Source organism: Streptomyces sedi (genome assembly GCF_006335015.1).
Lineage (GTDB): Bacteria > Actinomycetota > Actinomycetes > Streptomycetales > Streptomycetaceae > Streptomyces > Streptomyces sedi.
Genome location: NZ_VDGT01000010.1, coordinates 80674 through 95778, shown reverse-complemented (window position 1 = coordinate 95778; position 15105 = coordinate 80674). Strand labels below are relative to the sequence as shown.

Sequence of the window (15105 nt, the reverse complement as noted above, 5' to 3'; positions counted from 1 at the left end):
GATTCCACGATGCCGGTCAATCGGCCGACCCAGGGCGACAGCACGCCGGGCGGCGCCGCCGCCAGCTCCCCGCTGGAGCGTTTCTTCCAACTCGGCGCCCGAGGCACGAACGTGGTCAGGGAGGTGCGCGGCGGCGTCGCGACCTTCTTCACCATGGCCTACATCCTGGTGCTCAACCCGCTCATCCTGAGCGGCGCCCAGGACGTCCACGGCGACACCCTCGCGCCCGTCCAGGTGCTCACCGTCACGGCGCTGGTCGCCGGTGTGATGACCATCCTGATGGGGATCACGGCCAACCTCCCGCTGGCGCTCGCCGCCGGCCTCGGCATCAACGCGATGGTCGCCTTCCAGATCGCGCCCCGGATGTCCTGGCCCGACGCGATGGGACTGGTCGTCCTGGAGGGCCTGCTGCTCTGCGTGATCTCGATGACCGGCTTCCGCGAGGCCGTCATGAACGCCATCCCCATGGCGCTCAAGCAGGCCATCGGCGTGGGCATCGGCCTCTTCATCGCCCTGATCGGCTTCGTCAACGCCGGCTTCACCATGGGGCACGAGGGCTCCCCGCCGCTCAGCCTCGGCGCCACCGGTGAACTCGCGGGCTGGCCGGTCCTCGTCTTCTGCCTCGGCCTGCTGCTGACGCTCGCGCTGCTCGCCCGCCGGGTCAAGGGCGCGATCCTCATCAGCATCGTCGTGATGACCGTCTTCGCCATGATCGTCAACGCCGTCGCCGACATCCCCGAGGCGGCGTGGGGGCTGACCGTTCCCGTCTGGCCGGACGGGCTCGTGGCGGCGCCCGACTTCGGACTCGTCGGCCAGTTCAGCCTCTTCGGCGCGTTCGCCGAGATCAGCGCCATCACCGTGGTGCTGATCATCTTCACGCTCTTTCTGACCGACTTCTTCGACACCATGGGCACGGCGGTCGGCGTCACCAGCGAGGCCGGCCTGCTGGACAGCGAGGGGCGCGTCCCGCGCCTGGGCCGGCTGCTCTTCGTCGACGGCCTCGCCGCCGCCGCGGGCGGCGCGGCATCCGCCTCCTCCAACACCTCCTACGTCGAGTCCGCCGCCGGCGTCGGCGAGGGCGCCCGCACCGGGCTGGCCAACGTCGTCACCGGCGCGCTCTTCGGCCTCGCGCTCTTCCTCTCCCCGCTCGCGACCGTCGTCCCCGCCCAGGCCGCCGCGCCGGCCCTGGTCGCGGTCGGCTTCCTGATGATGACCCAGGTCGCGAGGATCGACTGGGCCGACCACACGCTGGCCATCCCGGCGTTCGTCACCATCGCCGTGATGCCGTTCACGTTCTCCATCACCAACGGCATCGGCGCGGGTTTCGTCGCCTATGTCGTGCTGAAGGCCGTCACCGGCCGCGTCCGCGACGTCAACTGGCTGGTCTGGGTCACGGCGGCGCTCTTCGTCGTCTACTTCGCGATCGACCCCGTCCGCCAGGCACTGGGCGTCGACTGAGCCCCGCACTCGTGGGCGACGGCGGCCACCTCGCCCGGGCCCCCGTGCGGGGTGCACCGCCCCGCCCCTCCCGCGACCGGCGACGCCGCCGTGCCCGGTGGCGAAGCGCCCGACGGCGGCCCGTGCGGTCCGCCATACTGCCGTGGAGAGCGGCGGTCGCGGGAGGGAACGTGGGGGGTCGCAGGTCGGCTCGGGTGTTGCTGGTCGACGCGCGGGAACGGCTGTTGCTGTTCCTGCTGCCGGGGGAGAACGGCGCGCCCACGGTGTGGATGACGCCCGGTGGCGGCGTGCGGCGGCGGGAGTCGCTGGCCGCGGCGGCGGCGCGGGAGCTGTGGGAGGAGACGGGGCTGCGCGTGGCCCCCGAGGCGCTGGGCGCTTCGGTCGCCTGGACCGGCGGCCACGCGGACCTGGGGTGGCGCAGCGGCTACTTCGAGGACCACTTCTTCTTCCACCGGGTCACCGCGCACACCGTGGACCCCGCGCACCGGGAGCCGCACGAGGAGCTGGCCCTCGCCCGGCACCGCTGGTGGCCGGCCGCCGAACTCGCCACCACCGCCGAGCCGCTCACCCCCCGCGGCCTGTCCCCGCTGCTCACCGACCTGCTGGCCGGCCGCCGGCCCCCCGTTCCGACCCGCCTTCCCTGGCACCACTGAACGCCTTCCGCGGGGTCACCCCGCCGGGCTCAGCCCCGCGACCGCCAGCCGGAAGAGGCGTTCCGCCTGGGACTCGGGGGCCGCGTGGTGCTCGGTGGCGAGCGCGATACCGACGATCAGCGTGATCAGTTCGGTCATCGTGACGCTCCCGGCCACCGCGCCGGCCGCCTCGGCGCGGCGCAGCAGCGGCGCGCCCGCCCGCTCCAACGACGCCGAGCAGGCGTTCTCGTAGACCGACTCGGGCTCGGCGCCGTCGACGGCGATCGCGGCGGCGAACCCCCGGGCCGAGGCGCAGTAGGCGACCACGTCGCCCAGCCACTCCAGCAGCGCCGCCCGCGCGTCCTCCTCCCGTTCCAGCTCCTCGGCCCGCGCGCACAGGGCGTCGATCCGCGCCCGCGCGACCGACTCCAACAGCGCGCGCCGCGTGGGGAAGTGGCGGCGCACGGTCGCCGAGCCCACGCCCGCCACGCGGGCGATCTGCTCCAGCGAGGCGCCCGCGCCGTGCTCGGCGACCTCCGCCTCGGCCACGGCGAGGATGCGCGCGTGGTTGCGGCGGGCGTCCGCGCGTCGCTGGGTGGCGGGCGTCGACATGGGGCTTCACCTCGGGGGTTGCGTGAAGTGGCGGGGTCCGCCGTATTGTATCGTCCATGAAACGGCGGGCCCCGCCGTTTTGTGTCGCACAGGCACGCTCGCACCCCCGGAGGAACGCATGTCCACCGACTCCGCACCCGTTCTGGTCACCGGCGCCACCGGCAGGCAGGGCGGCGTGACCGCCCGCGCGCTGCTCGCCGCCGGGCGCCCCGTGCGCGCCCTGGTCCGCGACCCGGGCACCGCGCGCGCCCGGGAGGTCGAGGCGCTCGGCGCCCGGCTGGTCACCGGCGACCTCGGCGACCCCGCCTCGCTGGCGCCCGCGGTCGAGGGCGCCGGCGCCGTCTTCTCCGTGCAGATGCCGCCGATACTCGGCGGCGACTTCGACTACGCCGCCGAGATCGCCCAGGGCGTCAACCTGGTCGAGGCCGCGCGGGCCGCGGGCGTGCGGCAGTTCGTGCACACCTCGGTCAGCGGCGCCGGCCAGCACCGTGAGGCGCCCGGCTGGGCCGAGGGTCGCTGGGCGGCGATGATGCCCACGCTGGAGGCCAAGGCGGCGATCCAGGACCGGGTGCGGGAGGCCGGTTTCGCCCGCTGGACGCTGATCAAGCCGGGCTTCTTCATGGAGAACTTCGTTCCCTCCATGGCCTTTCTCTTCCCGCGCGGCGTCGAGGGCGGACTGGTCTCCGTCGTCCACCCCGACACCCGGCTCTCCCTGGTCGCCACCGTCGACATCGGCCGGGCCGCCGCCGCCGCGTTCGCCGCGCCGGAACGGTTCCACGAGGTCGAGCTGGAACTGGCGGGCGACCACCTGCCCATGACGGCCATCGCCGCGGTCCTCTCCGAGGCGCTCGGCCGGGAGCTGCCGGCGCCCGACATGACGGAGGAGGAGGCGTTCGCCGCCGGGATGCCCCACATGGGCGCCTCCCACGAGTGGCTGAACGTGGTCGGCCAGCCCGCGCGCCCGGCCTTCGCAAGGGAGTTGGGCCTGGAGGTCACCTCGTTCGCCGACTGGGCCCGGGAGCGGCTGCGCGCGGCCTGACCCCTCCCCGGGCCGGGGCGCTCACAGGTGCCGCGTCGCCAGGCTGAGCCGGTCGCGCGCGTCGAAGAGCGCCTCCCTGATCAACTGCTCGTGTGCCTCGGTCAGTCGGGCCACCGGCACCGAGCAGCTGATCGCGTCCCGCGCCGGCTGCCGGTAGGGGATGGCGATGCCGAAGCAGCGCAGGCCCAGCGTGTTCTCCTCGCGGTCGACCGCGTAACCGCGCTCCCTGACCACCGCCAGCTCCGCGATCAGCTCCTCGCGGTCGGTCAGGGTGTGCTCGGTCAGCCCCTCCAGCTTCGCGGGCAGCAGCTCCCGCACCTTCTCGTCCGGGTGGGTCGCCAGCAGTGCCTTGCCCAACGAGGTGGAGTGCGCGGGCAGTCGGCGGCCGACGCGGGTGAACGGGCGCAGATAGTGCTCGGACTGGCGGGTGGCGAGATAGACCACGTTGGTGCCGTCCAGCCGGGCGAGGTGGATGGTCTCGCCGGTGTCGTCGGCGATCCGGTCCAACGTCGGGCGCGCCGCGGCCACCACCTCGTCGCCGTCGATGTAGGAGGTGCCGACCAGCAGGGCGCGGACGCCGATGCCGTACCGGGTGCCGGTGGCGTCGGTCTCGACCCAGCCCAGATCCACCAGGGTGCGCAGCAGCATGTAGAGGCTGGACTTGGGGTACCCGACGGCCGACTGCACGTCGGCGAGCGAGTGCATTCCGGGTCGGCCGGCGAAGAACTCCAGAAGCTCCACCGTGCGGACCGCCGACTTGACCTGGGAACCACCCATCTCACCGGCTGGCATCGTCCTTGACCCCCTTGTTTCCCACCCGATAGAGTCCGAACCGAAATTCACATATCGGGACGATGTTCAGAATCTCGAACCGTACTATAGCGAACCTCGTCCCTCCGGGAGCAGACCGTTCAGGAGGATCGATTCCGGTGGCAGTACCAGTGTGGAGTGTGGACCCCCGAACCGGGAACCAGCGCGAGCAGGCGGCGGTCGAGGCCACCGCCGATGAGGTGGACGCGGCCGTCCGGGCCGCCCACGCGGTGCGGGACGCGCTCGCCGACCGGGAGGTCAGGATCGCGTTGCTCCGCGTGGCCGCCGACGAGTTGACCGCCGACGGCGAGCGACTCATCGCGACCGCCGACGCCGAGACCGCGCTCGGCGAGCCCCGACTCACCGGCGAACTCGGCCGCACCACGGGCCAGTTGCGTGCGTTCGCCGACGAGATCGAGGACGGCGGCTACCTCGACGTGATCATCGACCGCGCCGACGCCTCGCTCACCCCGCCGCGCCCCGACCTGCGGCGTTACAAGATCCCGCTCGGGGTGGTCGCGGTCTACGCCGCCTCCAACTTCCCGTTGGCCTTCTCCGTGCCCGGTGGCGACACCGCCAGCGCCCTGGCCGCGGGCAGCCCCGTTGTGGTCAAGGCGCACCCGGACCACCCGGCCACCTCCGAGCTGGCCGGTGCCGCGCTGCGCCGGGCGGCGGTGAAGGTCGGGCTGCCGGAGGACGTCGTCACCGTGGTGCACGGCTTCGACGCCGGCGTCGCGCTGGTCAAGCACCCGCTGGTCGCCGCCGCCGGCTTCACCGGCTCGGTGCGCGGCGGGCGCGCGCTCTTCGACGCGGCGGCGGCCCGGCCCCGGCCGATCCCGTTCCACGGCGAGTTGGGCAGCCTCAACCCGGTGGTCGTCACCGAGGTCGCGGCGGCCGAGGGGGCCGACGAGATCGGCGCCGGGCTCGCCGGCTCGATGACGATGGGAGTGGGCCAGTTCTGCACCAAGCCGGGACTGGTCCTGGTCCCGGCGGGCGAGGCCGGCGACCGGTTGGTGACCACTCTCGGTGAGAAGTTGACCGACGTCGCCCCCGGCGTGCTGCTCGACGGCCGGATGCGCGACGCGTTCCTGGCAGGCGTGGACGCCAGGAAGCGGCTCGAAGGCGTCGAGGCCCCGGTGGACGCGGGCGAGGGCGAGGGCCGCACGGTCGCCGCCGGCTTCCTGACCGTGGACGGCGGACGGCTGCTGGCCGAGGGCGACCACGACCTGCTGCTGGAGGAGTGCTTCGGCCCGCTCACGGTCGTCGTCCGCTACGCCGACACCGGCCAACTGACCGCGCTGCTCGGCAGGTTCCCCGGCAACCTCACCGCCACCGTGCACCTCGGCGCCGCCGACACGGAGAGCGGCACGGGCGCGCGGCTGCTGGCCGAGCTGACCCCGCTCGCCGGCAGGGTGCTGGTCGGCGGCTGGCCCACCGGCGTCGCGGTCACCCCGGCCCAGCACCACGGCGGCCCCTACCCGGCCTCCACCTCCGGCTCCACCTCGGTCGGGGCCACCGCCATCGAGCGGTGGCTGCGACCGGTCAGCTACCAGAACGCACCCGAGGCGCTGCTCCCCGCCGAGCTGCGCGACGACAACCCGCTGGGAGTCCCCCGCCGCGTGAACGGAACCCGCGAGGTGCGCGAGGGCTGAACACCCCGCCGCGCGCCGGGCGAGAACGGACACGCGCGCACGAGAGGGGAACGCGCGACCGCCACCGTGTCCACGGTTGAGTGAACCGTCAGGGTGAATCAGCCGTATAGGCGGAGGTGGTCGCGCGTTCACCTTGGCGGTCACTCTGCGCCACTGTTGACTCCTAGCCTCACCGGAACCGAACACGAAAGTTCCGCCACAACAGCCACGTGAGGACTCGCGATGTCAGCACAGCACCCGGTGTTTCCGCAGGTGGACCCGGACGACGTCAGTTCCAACCGCTCCGACAACCCGTCCTTCGGCGAGGTTGTCCAGGGCCGGATGTCCCGGCGCGGCGCGCTGTTGGGCGGCACGGCCGCCGCAGCCGCGTTCCTCGTGGGGCCGGGCGCGGTCAGCGGCTCGGCGGCCACCCCGGCCGCCGCCGGCGCGCACCCGGGCGGCGGACGCCCCGGCCACGGCCGTCGGCTGCTGGGCTTCGAGCCGGTCCCCACCTCGGACGCCGACGCGTTCGTCGTTCCCGAGGGGTACGAGGCGCAGGTCCTCATCCCCTGGGGGACCCCGATCCGCCCCGAGGGGCCCGCCTGGCGCGAGGACGGCGGCAACACCGCGGACGAGCAGGCCGAGCAGGTCGGCATGAACCACGACGGGATGCACTTCTTCCCCCTCGGCAACGGCCGGGAGGGCAGCAAGCGGGGGCTGCTGGTCCTCAACCACGAGTACATCGACCAGGAGCTGCTCTTCCCCGATGGCGCCGCCGACATGACCGAGGAGAAGGTGCGCAAGGCGCTCGCCGCGCACGGCGTCTCCGTGGTCGAGATCGAGCGCCGCCGCGACGGCTCCTGGGAGCGGGTCGACTCCCGCTACGCCCGGCGCGTCACCGGCGACACCCCCGTCGCGTTCTCCGGACCCGTCGGCGCCGACCACCCGGCGCTGCGCGCGGCCGGCAGCCCGCGCGGCACCCTCAACAACTGCTCGCACGGCGTGACCCCTTGGGGCACCTACCTCGCCTGCGAGGAGAACTGGAACAACTACTTCGGCACCACCGACTCCAGCTGGGCGCCGGACGCGACGCAGGAACGTTACGGGGTCTCCGCCGAGGGCGGCGGCTTCGACTGGCACCTGGCCGACTCCCGCTTCGACCTGGCGGCCAACCCGAACGAGATCAACCGCTTCGGCTGGATCGTCGAGATCGACCCCAAGCGCCCCGACGCCAAGCCCGTCAAGCGCACCGCGCTCGGCCGCGTCAAGCACGAGGGCTGCACGGTCACCGAGTCCCGGGGCCGCGTCGTCGCCTACACCGGCGACGACCAGGACGGCGACTACATCTACAAGTTCGTCGGCAAGGGCAACTGGCGGATGCAGCGCGCCAGGGGCCGCAGCCCGCTGGACCACGGCACGCTCTACGTCGCCAGCTTCAAGGACGACGGCAGCGGCGAGTGGCTGCCGCTGACCCACGGCGAAGGCGCGCTGACCAGCGACAACGGCTGGGCCGACCAGGCGGACGTGCTGTTGCGCACCCGCGAGGCGGCCGACGCGGTGGGCGCCACCAAGATGGACCGCCCCGAGTGGATCACCATCAACCCCCGCAACAACGACGTCTACTGCACCCTCACCAACGGCAGCGGCTGGGACTCGGCGGTCAACCCGCGCAAGCCCAACCCCTACGGCCACATCGTCCGTTGGACCGAGAAGCACCGCGACCACACGTCGACCACCTTCGAGTGGGACCTCTTCGTCCTCGCCGGCGACCCCGCCTACGACGAGCGGGTCGAGCTCGACGAGACCAACATCTTCGGCTCGCCCGACGGCGTCTGGTTCGACGACGACGGCCGGCTGTGGATCCAGACCGACGTCTCCAACGGCTCCCAGCACCTCGCCGAGAAGGGGTACGACAACATCGGCAACAACCAGATGCTGGCCGCCGACCCCGAGACCGGCGAGATCCGGCGCTTCCTCACCGGCCCCCGGGGCTGCGAGATCACCGGCGCCACCGCCACCCCGGACCAGCGGACGCTCTTCGTCAACGTCCAGCACCCCGGGGAGTCCACCGACCACTGGGGCGAGGCCACCGCCGACGACCCGAGGGCCGTCAGCAACTGGCCCGACTTCCGCCCGAACGGCCGCCCCCGCTCCGCCACGGTCGCCATCACCCGCGTCGACGGCGGCAAGATCGGCGCCTGACCCGGCACCGCGCGGAGCCGACGCTCGCGTCATCGCTCGCGTCATCGCTCGTGCCGACGCCGGGACTTCGGGGGGTCCCGGCGCCGGCGCGGGGTGGTCGACGGAGCGGTCGCGGCCGTCCCCGGCGCTACGGGCGGCGGTCCGGGGCCTCGGGGTCCTCCTGCCAGCAGGGGACGCCTGTGCGCATGTTGCCGGTGGCGGCGGTGATGACCGAGTCGAGCCGCTTCCCGGCCTCCACGAGCGCGGAGATGCGCCGTTCGACCTGGTCCCGCTCCGCCACCAGCCTCCTGAGCAGCTCCGGGGTGGCGCGGCCCTCGACGACACACGGCAACAACTCGGCGATGGTCCTGCTGGACAGCCCGGCGGCGTACAACTGCTGGATCAACCGGACCCGTTCGACCGCGCCCTCCGCGTAGCGGCGCTGACCGCTGGGGCTGCGCTCGGCGCTGAGCAGGCGCTGCTCCTCGTAGTAGCGCAGGGCCCGGACGCTGACGCCTGTCCTGGCGGCGAGCTCTCCGACGCGCATCTCTTCTCCCGTACGAGCAGCCGTCCCGCGGCTTGCCTCTGACGTCAACGTCAGGTTTTAGCGTACCGGCATGGTCACGCATCGAACGACCGGTCTCACCGGTCCCGCGCCCACCCCGATCGTGTCGGTCAGCCCGGTCGTGCTGCCCGCGCCGTGGCGCGGCGAGGAGCTGCACGTCCGCGCCTCCGCGCCGATCACCGGCACCCGGCTGCCGTTCGTGCTCTTCGCCCACGGGTTCGGCTCGCACCTGGACGGCTACGCACCGCTGGTCGACCACTGGGTATCCGGTGGCTTCGTGGTGATCCAGGCGACTCATCTCGACTCCAGCCGCTTCCAGCTGGCCGCCGACGATCCCCGCAGACCCCAGCTGTGGCGCCATCGAGTGCGGGACACCGGGCGACTCCTCGACGCACTCGACGTCCTGGAGGCGTCCGTGCCCGGACTGGCCGGCCGGACGGACCCCCGCCGGGTCGTCGCGGCCGGGCACTCCTTCGGCGGCCAGACCGCCGGCGTCCTCGGCGGCCTGCGCGTCACCGACCCGACGACCGGCGTCGCCGAGGACCTGTCCGACTCCCGGGTCATGGCCACCGTCCAACTGGCCACGGCCGGCAGCGGCGGCGCCGGACTCACCCCCTTCGCCCTCGCCCACGCCCCCTGGCTGCGCGAGCAGGACTTCTCCCGCGTCACGGCGCCGGGACTCGTCGTCGCCGGCGACGCGGACGAACTCCCGCTCTCCACCCGCGGCCCGTCCTGGACGACCGACCCCTACACCCTCGCCCCCGGCGACAGAAGCCTGCTGACGGTCTACGGCGGTCAGCACTTCCTCGGCGGCATCTCCGGCTACGGGGCGGCGGAGACCACCGACGAACACCCCGGCCGCGTCTCGCTCGTCCAACAGGTCACCCTCGCCTACCTGCGCCATGTCACCGGCATCGACCAGAGCGACTGGGAGACCGCGCGCACCGCTCTGGCCGGCGACTCCCATCCGCTGGGACGACTGGAATCGAAGTGACACCATCGAGCCCTCCTCCCCGCACGCGCCGATGCTCCGGCGGTCCTCTCTCCAAGACCCCAAGCTAGGAGGGCACGTGTTATGGGCCGGTAAAGAACGAGATCCACACGTCCGGCGGCAGCTCGGGCCGGTCGGGCACCGGCCGGCGCTCCTCGGTCCACGCCCCGCCCGCGATCCCCTCGGCGACGCGCCTCCAGAAGCGGACCGCGCCCGCGTTGGCGTCCTGGAACGCCACCTCCCACCGCCCCGGATGGCGCGCGACGACCTGCTCGACCGCCCGCGCCCCGACCCCCGCCCGGCGCGCCCCGCGCACCACGAAGAAGCTGTTCAGCACGCGCGTCGGCCCGTCGAGACCACGGACAAGGGCGAACCCCACCGGGCTGTCCCCGCTGGTCAGCAGATAGGGCGCCCAACCGGCCCCGGCGAAGGCCGCCTCCAGCCGCTCGCGCCGGAACGACCCGTCGGGGAACGGCAGTCGACCGCCGAACTCCGACATGTCGTGCTGGAACATCAGCCACAGCCGCTCGACGACGGGACGATCGTCAACGGTCGCGAGGCGTACGGAAACGTCTGACACGGCACTCCTTCGAACAGGAAACGAAACCGACGGAACGATCGCCGATCCGACATGGTGCACACACCCGCGAGCCGAACGGCGAGCTGCCCGGGGCGTCCCGGAACCGTGCTGGTCACGCGGCGATTGACTCGTTGGGGTGAACGCTCGCAGACACGCGCATGGGCGTCGTTCGGCTTGGCAGGATTGACTCGAAGTCAAGGCGTAGGCCCCGAAGGGGGACCGCTCGAACCGTGGAGGCGCACCATGGGGAAACACGAGAAGCCCGATGACGACGAGAACGAGACCGGCGACTCGCTGCCGGGGCGGGCGTGGGTACCGGAGGAGCCGCCGCCCGACGGAAGCGTTCCCGACGGGAGTGGAGATCACCGCAAGTGACGACCGAGCCTGACCAGGCCGCGGGGGAACGCGTCGACGCCCGCGCGGAGTTGACGCGTTCCCTGCGCGAGTACGGCGCTCTCGCCGCTGACTGGGCGCCGGCCTTCGACGCCGTCGACCGGGCCGCGTTCCTGCCCGAGTTGATCTGGCCCTTCGAGCACGACACCGGCGCCAGCCACCCCGTGGACCGGCGCACGGACCCCGACGGTTGGGAACGTGCCGCCTACGCCGACGTCCCCGTCACCACCCAGTGGGACGACGGCGCGCACGACGGGCCGGAGCCGGGCCGCACTTCGACCAGTTCGGCGAGTATGCCCGCCCTGGTCGCGCGGATGTTGACGGCCCTGGACGTCTTCCCCGGGGCGCGGGTGCTGGAGATCGGCACCGGCACCGGGTGGAACGCGGGTCTGCTCGCGGCCCGCCTCGGCGACGAGCGCGTGGTCACCGTCGAGGTGGACGAGGCCGTGGCCGCGCGTGCCCGGGCGAACCTGCGCGCCGCCGGCCTCCACCCCGAGGTGGTCTGCCGCGACGGCCGGGACGGCTGGCCCGACGGGGCGCCCTACGACCGGGTGATCGTCACGGCCGGCGTCCGTCAACTCCCCACCCGCTGGCTGCGGCAGACCCGTCCCGGCGGGGTGATCCTGGCTCCCTGGGGCACCCACTACGGCCACGAGGACGCGCTGGTGCGGCTGACCGTCGCGGAGGACGGCAGCGCCAGCGGGAGCTTTCTGCGCACAGCGGGCTTCATGAAGCTCCGCGCGCAGCGGCTCGACTGGGAGCTCTTCGCCCATCATGTGGGTGACTACCCGGGCGAGGCCGACACGGCCACCACCACCGTCCCCCTCAGCGACCTCGGCGTCGGCCGGCCGTACGCGGAGAAGCCGTTCCTCCTCGGTCTGCTGATGCCGGAGTGCACCCATCTGCTCAACACCCACGCGCACGACTCGACGGTCTGGTTCTTCGACCGCACCGAGGGCTCGCGCGCCTGGGCCTCGGTCGTCTACCGCGACGACGCCGAGCCAGGCGTCGCGACCGTTCACCAGTCGGGCGAGCGACGGCTGTGGGACGAGGTGACGCGCGCGCTGGCCTGGTGGCGGGAGCAGGGGGAGCCGCCGCTCGCCGCGTTCGGGTTGACGGTCACGGCGGACGGGACGCAACGCCCCTGGCTGGGGGACCCGACGCGCCCCGTCCCGTCCTTCCGTTAGCCTCCGGCGAGTGGGTCGGCGGCGCTCAGACCGCGCCGCCCGTCTCCGCGACCCGCTCGAACGGCGCCGGCGGCTGGCCCGTCCAGCGGTAGAGGTGCACCTCGCCCTCCTGCAACGACCCGTCCTCGCCCGGCACCGAACGGCCCTCGGCACCGTAGTAGTAGCCGTCGCCCAGGGACTCCAGGCCGTAGGAGGCGTCGAAGTCCCAACCCCACACGCCCGATGCCTCGTCGTGCTGCCCCTGGGGCAGCAGGCTCAGCAGCCGGCCGCGCTCGTACTCGGGCTGTCCCACGATCTCGCCGCGCCTCGGCCGCTCGCCGCCGTCGACCATGAAGAGCGAGTAGTTGGGGAACTCGGCCTTGGTGCCGGGGTAGACGGCCAGCATCCAGTTCCCCGTGTGCCGGTCGTACTCCAGGTTCTGCACGCCGTACGTCGTGTTCCCCGTGTACAGGAAGAACTTGTCGTCCACCCGGCCAGGCCCGCTGCGGTGCGGCTCGGCCTCGGACAGCGGGCGCTCGTAGCGCTCCCAGTTCCGCACGTCGTACTCCAGGACCACCTGGTGGTCGTTGTCCGTGCGCTCGGTGTTGGCGTACACGCCGTAGGCCACCATCAGCTTCTGCCGGCTGTCCTGCCGGGCGCCGAACGACGGGCCGAACGACACCCCGTCGATCCCGCTGCACCCGTAGCGGTGGTCCTCGGTGTCACCGGTGTCCCCGTCGAAGACGCCGTCGCCGTTCATGTCGGCGGTGAAGTCCTCGACGACCTCGTCGAGGTGCACGGTGGTCAGCACGCCGTCGGTCTCGGCGTCCATCCCGACCCGGTCCACCCGGGAGACGTCCACGATCGCGATGTAGAACGCCTCCTCGGCCTTGTACTCCAGGGAGCCGTAGACCCGTCCGTCGCGCGGGTTGAGGTCGATGTCGCCGAGGTGGCCGGTGATGCCCTCGACCGTGCCGACGACGTTCCCCTCCAGGTCCGTCTTGACGAGCATCTGGGTGAACGACCAGTAGACGAAGCCGTTCTCGTCGTCCACGACCACGCCCTGCACGTGACTCGTGGGCCAGGCGCCGCCGTTGACGTACTCGGGCCAACGCGGCGGGTGCGGGCCGTCCAACCCGTCCGTGGTCTCCTGCTCCAGCGTGGTGCGGGGGGTGGCGTTCGGGGCCGCGGACGCCGCCTGAGCGGTCGGGGCCGCCGCCACGGCCAGCCCCGCGGCGGCGAGAGCGGCGACAAAGATCAACCTGGCCTGAGACACGTGCTTCTCTCCCATGGAGTGACGACGACGGGCACGATCGGCGCGGTGAGCCACGAGAACGGTAGGAAGCGTGCGTTATCGGCGCCCCCGACCCGGACGACCAGCGGTTAACGGCGTCGTGAACGACCGTATCGTAACCGTTCCGTTGCCAAACTGGAACCATTGCGGGAGAGGCGGCAGTTGCCCTTGTGTGCAAGGCGAAGGGCCGTCGACTCCAGGTGGAGTCGACGGCCCTTCGTGGCGCGTGGGGCGGTCAGTGCTTGAGGTGCTCCAGGAAGGAGGTCCAGGCGTCCGCACCGATGGTGAGGGTGTCGCCGTCCTGCACCTTGCTGTCGCGGACGGGGATGAAGCCGGGGGTGTCGTCCCGGACTTCGAGGCACTCCCCGCCCTGGTTGTTCGAGTAGCTGGACTTGCGCCAGCTGGTGTCAGCCATGTGTTTCCCTCGCGATTTTCCGGATGAGCCCGATCGACTCTCTCGGACTCAGGGCCTCCGCCCGCAGCAGGTCGAACATTCCGCGGCAGGACTGTACACGTTCCTCGTCCTCACTCATTTGGCCGCCGAGCGCGGTGTCCGTGTAGACCACGGAGCGTCCGGTCGGCAGATCCAGCAGAGAGAACGGATCGTTACCAGGAGGGGCGCCGATCGAGAAGGGCACCACCTGAAGCTTCACCGAGGGCATCTCCGTCGCCCTGACCAGGAACTCCAGTTGGTCACGCATGGTTTCGCGATCACCGACGACCGGATGGAGAGCGCCCTCGTGCACGATGGCCCACAGGTGTGCGGGGTTGCTCTCCTCCAACGTGGCTCTTCTGTCCACCCGGTTCTTGACGCGCTGTTCGATCCACTCGTCACTCTTGTGCGGATGACCTGCCCGGAACAGCGCTCGCGCGTACTCGGGAGTCTGCAACAACCCCGGCAACGTGGACAGCCGGTAGATCAGGATCTCCTCCGCTTCGGCCTCCATCTTCGCGTACGGCGCGAACCAGCTGGGATGGCCGCGTTCGAGTAGTCGCTCCCTCAGGCGCGCGAAGAGGCCGTTCGTACCGAGGACCAGGTCGCACTTCCGCGCGTAGTCGGCCGAGGGGACGATGACGCCCAACTCGACTTTGGAGACATAGCTCTGAGAGTAACCCGTGGCCTGGCTGTAGCGGGTCTGCGTCAACTTGCGTTTGATGCGGGCTGCCTTGAGTTCCCCGCCGAGGTATTCGAGATCGTTCATCGGGCGTTCGTCATGCTGACTGTCGGGGCCGTTTGACCTGCGCTTCTTTGGTCTGGGCACGCTTTCTCCGCCGGAAGGTTCTATGAGAGTGCCACCTTCCTATGCCCACGGGGCCGCTCCTGTCTGGTGTTCTGTCGGAAAGCACCCCAAAGAGGAGGCGGACCCTTGCTGATCTATCTGCATGACGACGAACTGGACCTGGGCTACGACGTGACCGATCCGGCGCGTCTGCTGGCGGAGTTGAAGAGGACTGCCAGGCCGCACGGCATCAGCGTTCAGGAAGTCGGCCTGGACCCGCGTGTGTTGGACAACCTGACACCCGACATGGCGATCGTGGACCTCGGCGTCGCCCGGGGAACCACACTCCAAAAGCTGATCGCCGTCCTGGAGTGCTCCGACCCCGAGGCCCGTCCCTCCCGGCGCGCGCAACGCGCCGAGCGTGCCGAACGCCAGCGCGAGCGTGAACGCGCCCGCGTGCGGGAGCCCGAGCAACTCACCACGCCCTGAGCCGCGTTCCCGCGAGACCGCCCCGCCCGCGCGCCCACTCTCCC

At 71.9% G+C, this 15105-nt stretch carries 16 protein-coding genes; 9 read left to right on the top strand and 7 right to left on the bottom strand.

The features are described 5' to 3' along the window. Positions 1 to 9 precede the first annotated feature (9 nt). On the top strand, positions 10 to 1458 hold the full coding sequence (locus FH715_RS15025) for an NCS2 family permease (RefSeq protein ID WP_139645436.1): 1449 nt from the start codon (positions 10 to 12) through the stop codon (positions 1456 to 1458). Between the two features lie 170 nt (positions 1459 to 1628). Further along, complete coding sequence (locus tag FH715_RS15020) at positions 1629 to 2111, top strand: NUDIX hydrolase (RefSeq protein WP_211367652.1); 483 nt, start codon at positions 1629 to 1631, stop codon at positions 2109 to 2111. Between the two features lie 15 nt (positions 2112 to 2126). Here FH715_RS15020 and FH715_RS15015 read toward each other — a convergent pair whose 3' ends face one another. After that, on the bottom strand, positions 2127 to 2702 hold the full coding sequence (locus FH715_RS15015) for a TetR/AcrR family transcriptional regulator (protein WP_139645435.1): 576 nt from the start codon (positions 2700 to 2702) through the stop codon (positions 2127 to 2129). A gap of 118 nt (positions 2703 to 2820) precedes the next feature. On the opposite strand from FH715_RS15015, the gene FH715_RS15010 reads away from it, so the two are divergent. After that, entirely contained in the window at positions 2821 to 3741 is a 921-nt protein-coding gene (locus FH715_RS15010; protein WP_139645433.1) for an NmrA family NAD(P)-binding protein, read from the top strand. A 21-nt stretch (positions 3742 to 3762) separates the two neighbouring features. Here FH715_RS15010 and FH715_RS15005 read toward each other — a convergent pair whose 3' ends face one another. Further along, a complete protein-coding gene (locus FH715_RS15005; protein WP_139645431.1) occupies positions 3763 to 4533 on the bottom strand; it encodes an IclR family transcriptional regulator in 771 nt (256 codons plus the stop codon). Between the two features lie 137 nt (positions 4534 to 4670). On the opposite strand from FH715_RS15005, the gene FH715_RS15000 reads away from it, so the two are divergent. Further along, positions 4671 to 6203 (top strand): aldehyde dehydrogenase (NADP(+)), encoded by a 1533-nt coding sequence (locus FH715_RS15000; RefSeq protein WP_139645429.1) that lies wholly within the window; start codon positions 4671 to 4673, stop codon positions 6201 to 6203. Between the two features lie 222 nt (positions 6204 to 6425). After that, positions 6426 to 8384 carry a PhoX family protein gene (locus FH715_RS14995; RefSeq protein ID WP_139645427.1) on the top strand — a complete coding sequence of 653 codons (1959 nt, stop codon included), beginning with the start codon at positions 6426 to 6428 and terminating at the stop codon, positions 8382 to 8384. A gap of 127 nt (positions 8385 to 8511) precedes the next feature. Here FH715_RS14995 and FH715_RS14990 read toward each other — a convergent pair whose 3' ends face one another. Beyond that, positions 8512 to 8910: a MerR family transcriptional regulator gene (locus tag FH715_RS14990; protein WP_139645425.1), complete on the bottom strand. Its 399-nt coding sequence runs from the start codon at positions 8908 to 8910 to the stop codon at positions 8512 to 8514. A 70-nt stretch (positions 8911 to 8980) separates the two neighbouring features. Here FH715_RS14990 and FH715_RS14985 point away from each other — a divergent pair, with 70 nt between their 5' ends. Beyond that, the gene (locus tag FH715_RS14985; protein ID WP_139645423.1) at positions 8981 to 9922 is read left to right on the top strand and encodes an alpha/beta hydrolase family protein; all 942 of its coding nucleotides are present in this window, start codon (positions 8981 to 8983) and stop codon (positions 9920 to 9922) included. A gap of 79 nt (positions 9923 to 10001) precedes the next feature. Here FH715_RS14985 and FH715_RS14980 read toward each other — a convergent pair whose 3' ends face one another. After that, on the bottom strand, positions 10002 to 10499 hold the full coding sequence (locus tag FH715_RS14980; protein WP_139645421.1) for a GNAT family N-acetyltransferase: 498 nt from the start codon (positions 10497 to 10499) through the stop codon (positions 10002 to 10004). A gap of 243 nt (positions 10500 to 10742) precedes the next feature. Between FH715_RS14980 and FH715_RS29320 the strand changes: the two genes are divergently transcribed. Both FH715_RS29320 and FH715_RS14975 read left to right on the top strand, forming a co-directional pair. Further along, positions 10743 to 10874, top strand: a complete 132-nt coding sequence (locus tag FH715_RS29320) for a hypothetical protein (protein ID WP_281290754.1) — start codon at positions 10743 to 10745, stop codon at positions 10872 to 10874. Then, on the top strand, positions 10871 to 12079 hold the full coding sequence (locus FH715_RS14975) for a methyltransferase domain-containing protein (RefSeq protein ID WP_139645418.1): 1209 nt from the start codon (positions 10871 to 10873) through the stop codon (positions 12077 to 12079). Before FH715_RS29320 ends, FH715_RS14975 begins: the two co-directional genes overlap by 4 nt. Before the next feature lie 25 nt (positions 12080 to 12104). Here the strand turns inward: FH715_RS14975 and FH715_RS14970 are convergent, their stop codons facing one another. From FH715_RS14970 to FH715_RS14960, 3 genes are all read right to left on the bottom strand, one after another. Continuing rightward, the gene (locus tag FH715_RS14970; protein ID WP_139645416.1) at positions 12105 to 13349 is read right to left on the bottom strand and encodes a hypothetical protein; all 1245 of its coding nucleotides are present in this window, start codon (positions 13347 to 13349) and stop codon (positions 12105 to 12107) included. A gap of 238 nt (positions 13350 to 13587) precedes the next feature. Continuing rightward, entirely contained in the window at positions 13588 to 13767 is a 180-nt protein-coding gene (locus FH715_RS14965) for a DUF397 domain-containing protein (RefSeq protein ID WP_139645415.1), read from the bottom strand. Continuing rightward, positions 13760 to 14554 (bottom strand): helix-turn-helix domain-containing protein, encoded by a 795-nt coding sequence (locus FH715_RS14960; RefSeq protein WP_139645412.1) that lies wholly within the window; start codon positions 14552 to 14554, stop codon positions 13760 to 13762. The genes FH715_RS14965 and FH715_RS14960 overlap by 8 nt, the downstream gene beginning before the upstream one ends. Positions 14555 to 14719: 165 nt before the next feature. Here FH715_RS14960 and FH715_RS14955 point away from each other — a divergent pair, with 165 nt between their 5' ends. Beyond that, on the top strand, positions 14720 to 15061 hold the full coding sequence (locus FH715_RS14955) for a hypothetical protein (protein WP_139645410.1): 342 nt from the start codon (positions 14720 to 14722) through the stop codon (positions 15059 to 15061). The last annotated feature ends 44 nt before the right edge of the window (positions 15062 to 15105 follow it).

Excerpts from the sequence above, each read along its gene's own strand:
- FH715_RS14995 (WP_139645427.1), top strand. The coding sequence starts at position 6,426 with ATGTCAGCACAGCACCCGGTGTTTCCGCAGGTGGACCCGGACGACGTC.
- FH715_RS15010 (WP_139645433.1), top strand. The coding sequence starts at position 2,821 with ATGTCCACCGACTCCGCACCCGTTCTGGTCACCGGCGCCACCGGCAGG.
- FH715_RS14985 (WP_139645423.1), top strand. The coding sequence starts at position 8,981 with ATGGTCACGCATCGAACGACCGGTCTCACCGGTCCCGCGCCCACCCCG.
- FH715_RS29320 (WP_281290754.1), top strand. The coding sequence starts at position 10,743 with ATGGGGAAACACGAGAAGCCCGATGACGACGAGAACGAGACCGGCGAC.
- FH715_RS14965 (WP_139645415.1), bottom strand. The coding sequence starts at position 13,767 with ATGGCTGACACCAGCTGGCGCAAGTCCAGCTACTCGAACAACCAGGGC.
- FH715_RS15015 (WP_139645435.1), bottom strand. The coding sequence starts at position 2,702 with ATGTCGACGCCCGCCACCCAGCGACGCGCGGACGCCCGCCGCAACCAC.
- FH715_RS15005 (WP_139645431.1), bottom strand. The coding sequence starts at position 4,533 with ATGCCAGCCGGTGAGATGGGTGGTTCCCAGGTCAAGTCGGCGGTCCGC.
- FH715_RS14990 (WP_139645425.1), bottom strand. The coding sequence starts at position 8,910 with ATGCGCGTCGGAGAGCTCGCCGCCAGGACAGGCGTCAGCGTCCGGGCC.
- FH715_RS14970 (WP_139645416.1), bottom strand. The coding sequence starts at position 13,349 with ATGGGAGAGAAGCACGTGTCTCAGGCCAGGTTGATCTTTGTCGCCGCT.
- FH715_RS14960 (WP_139645412.1), bottom strand. The coding sequence starts at position 14,554 with ATGAACGATCTCGAATACCTCGGCGGGGAACTCAAGGCAGCCCGCATC.
- FH715_RS15025 (WP_139645436.1), top strand. The coding sequence starts at position 10 with ATGCCGGTCAATCGGCCGACCCAGGGCGACAGCACGCCGGGCGGCGCC.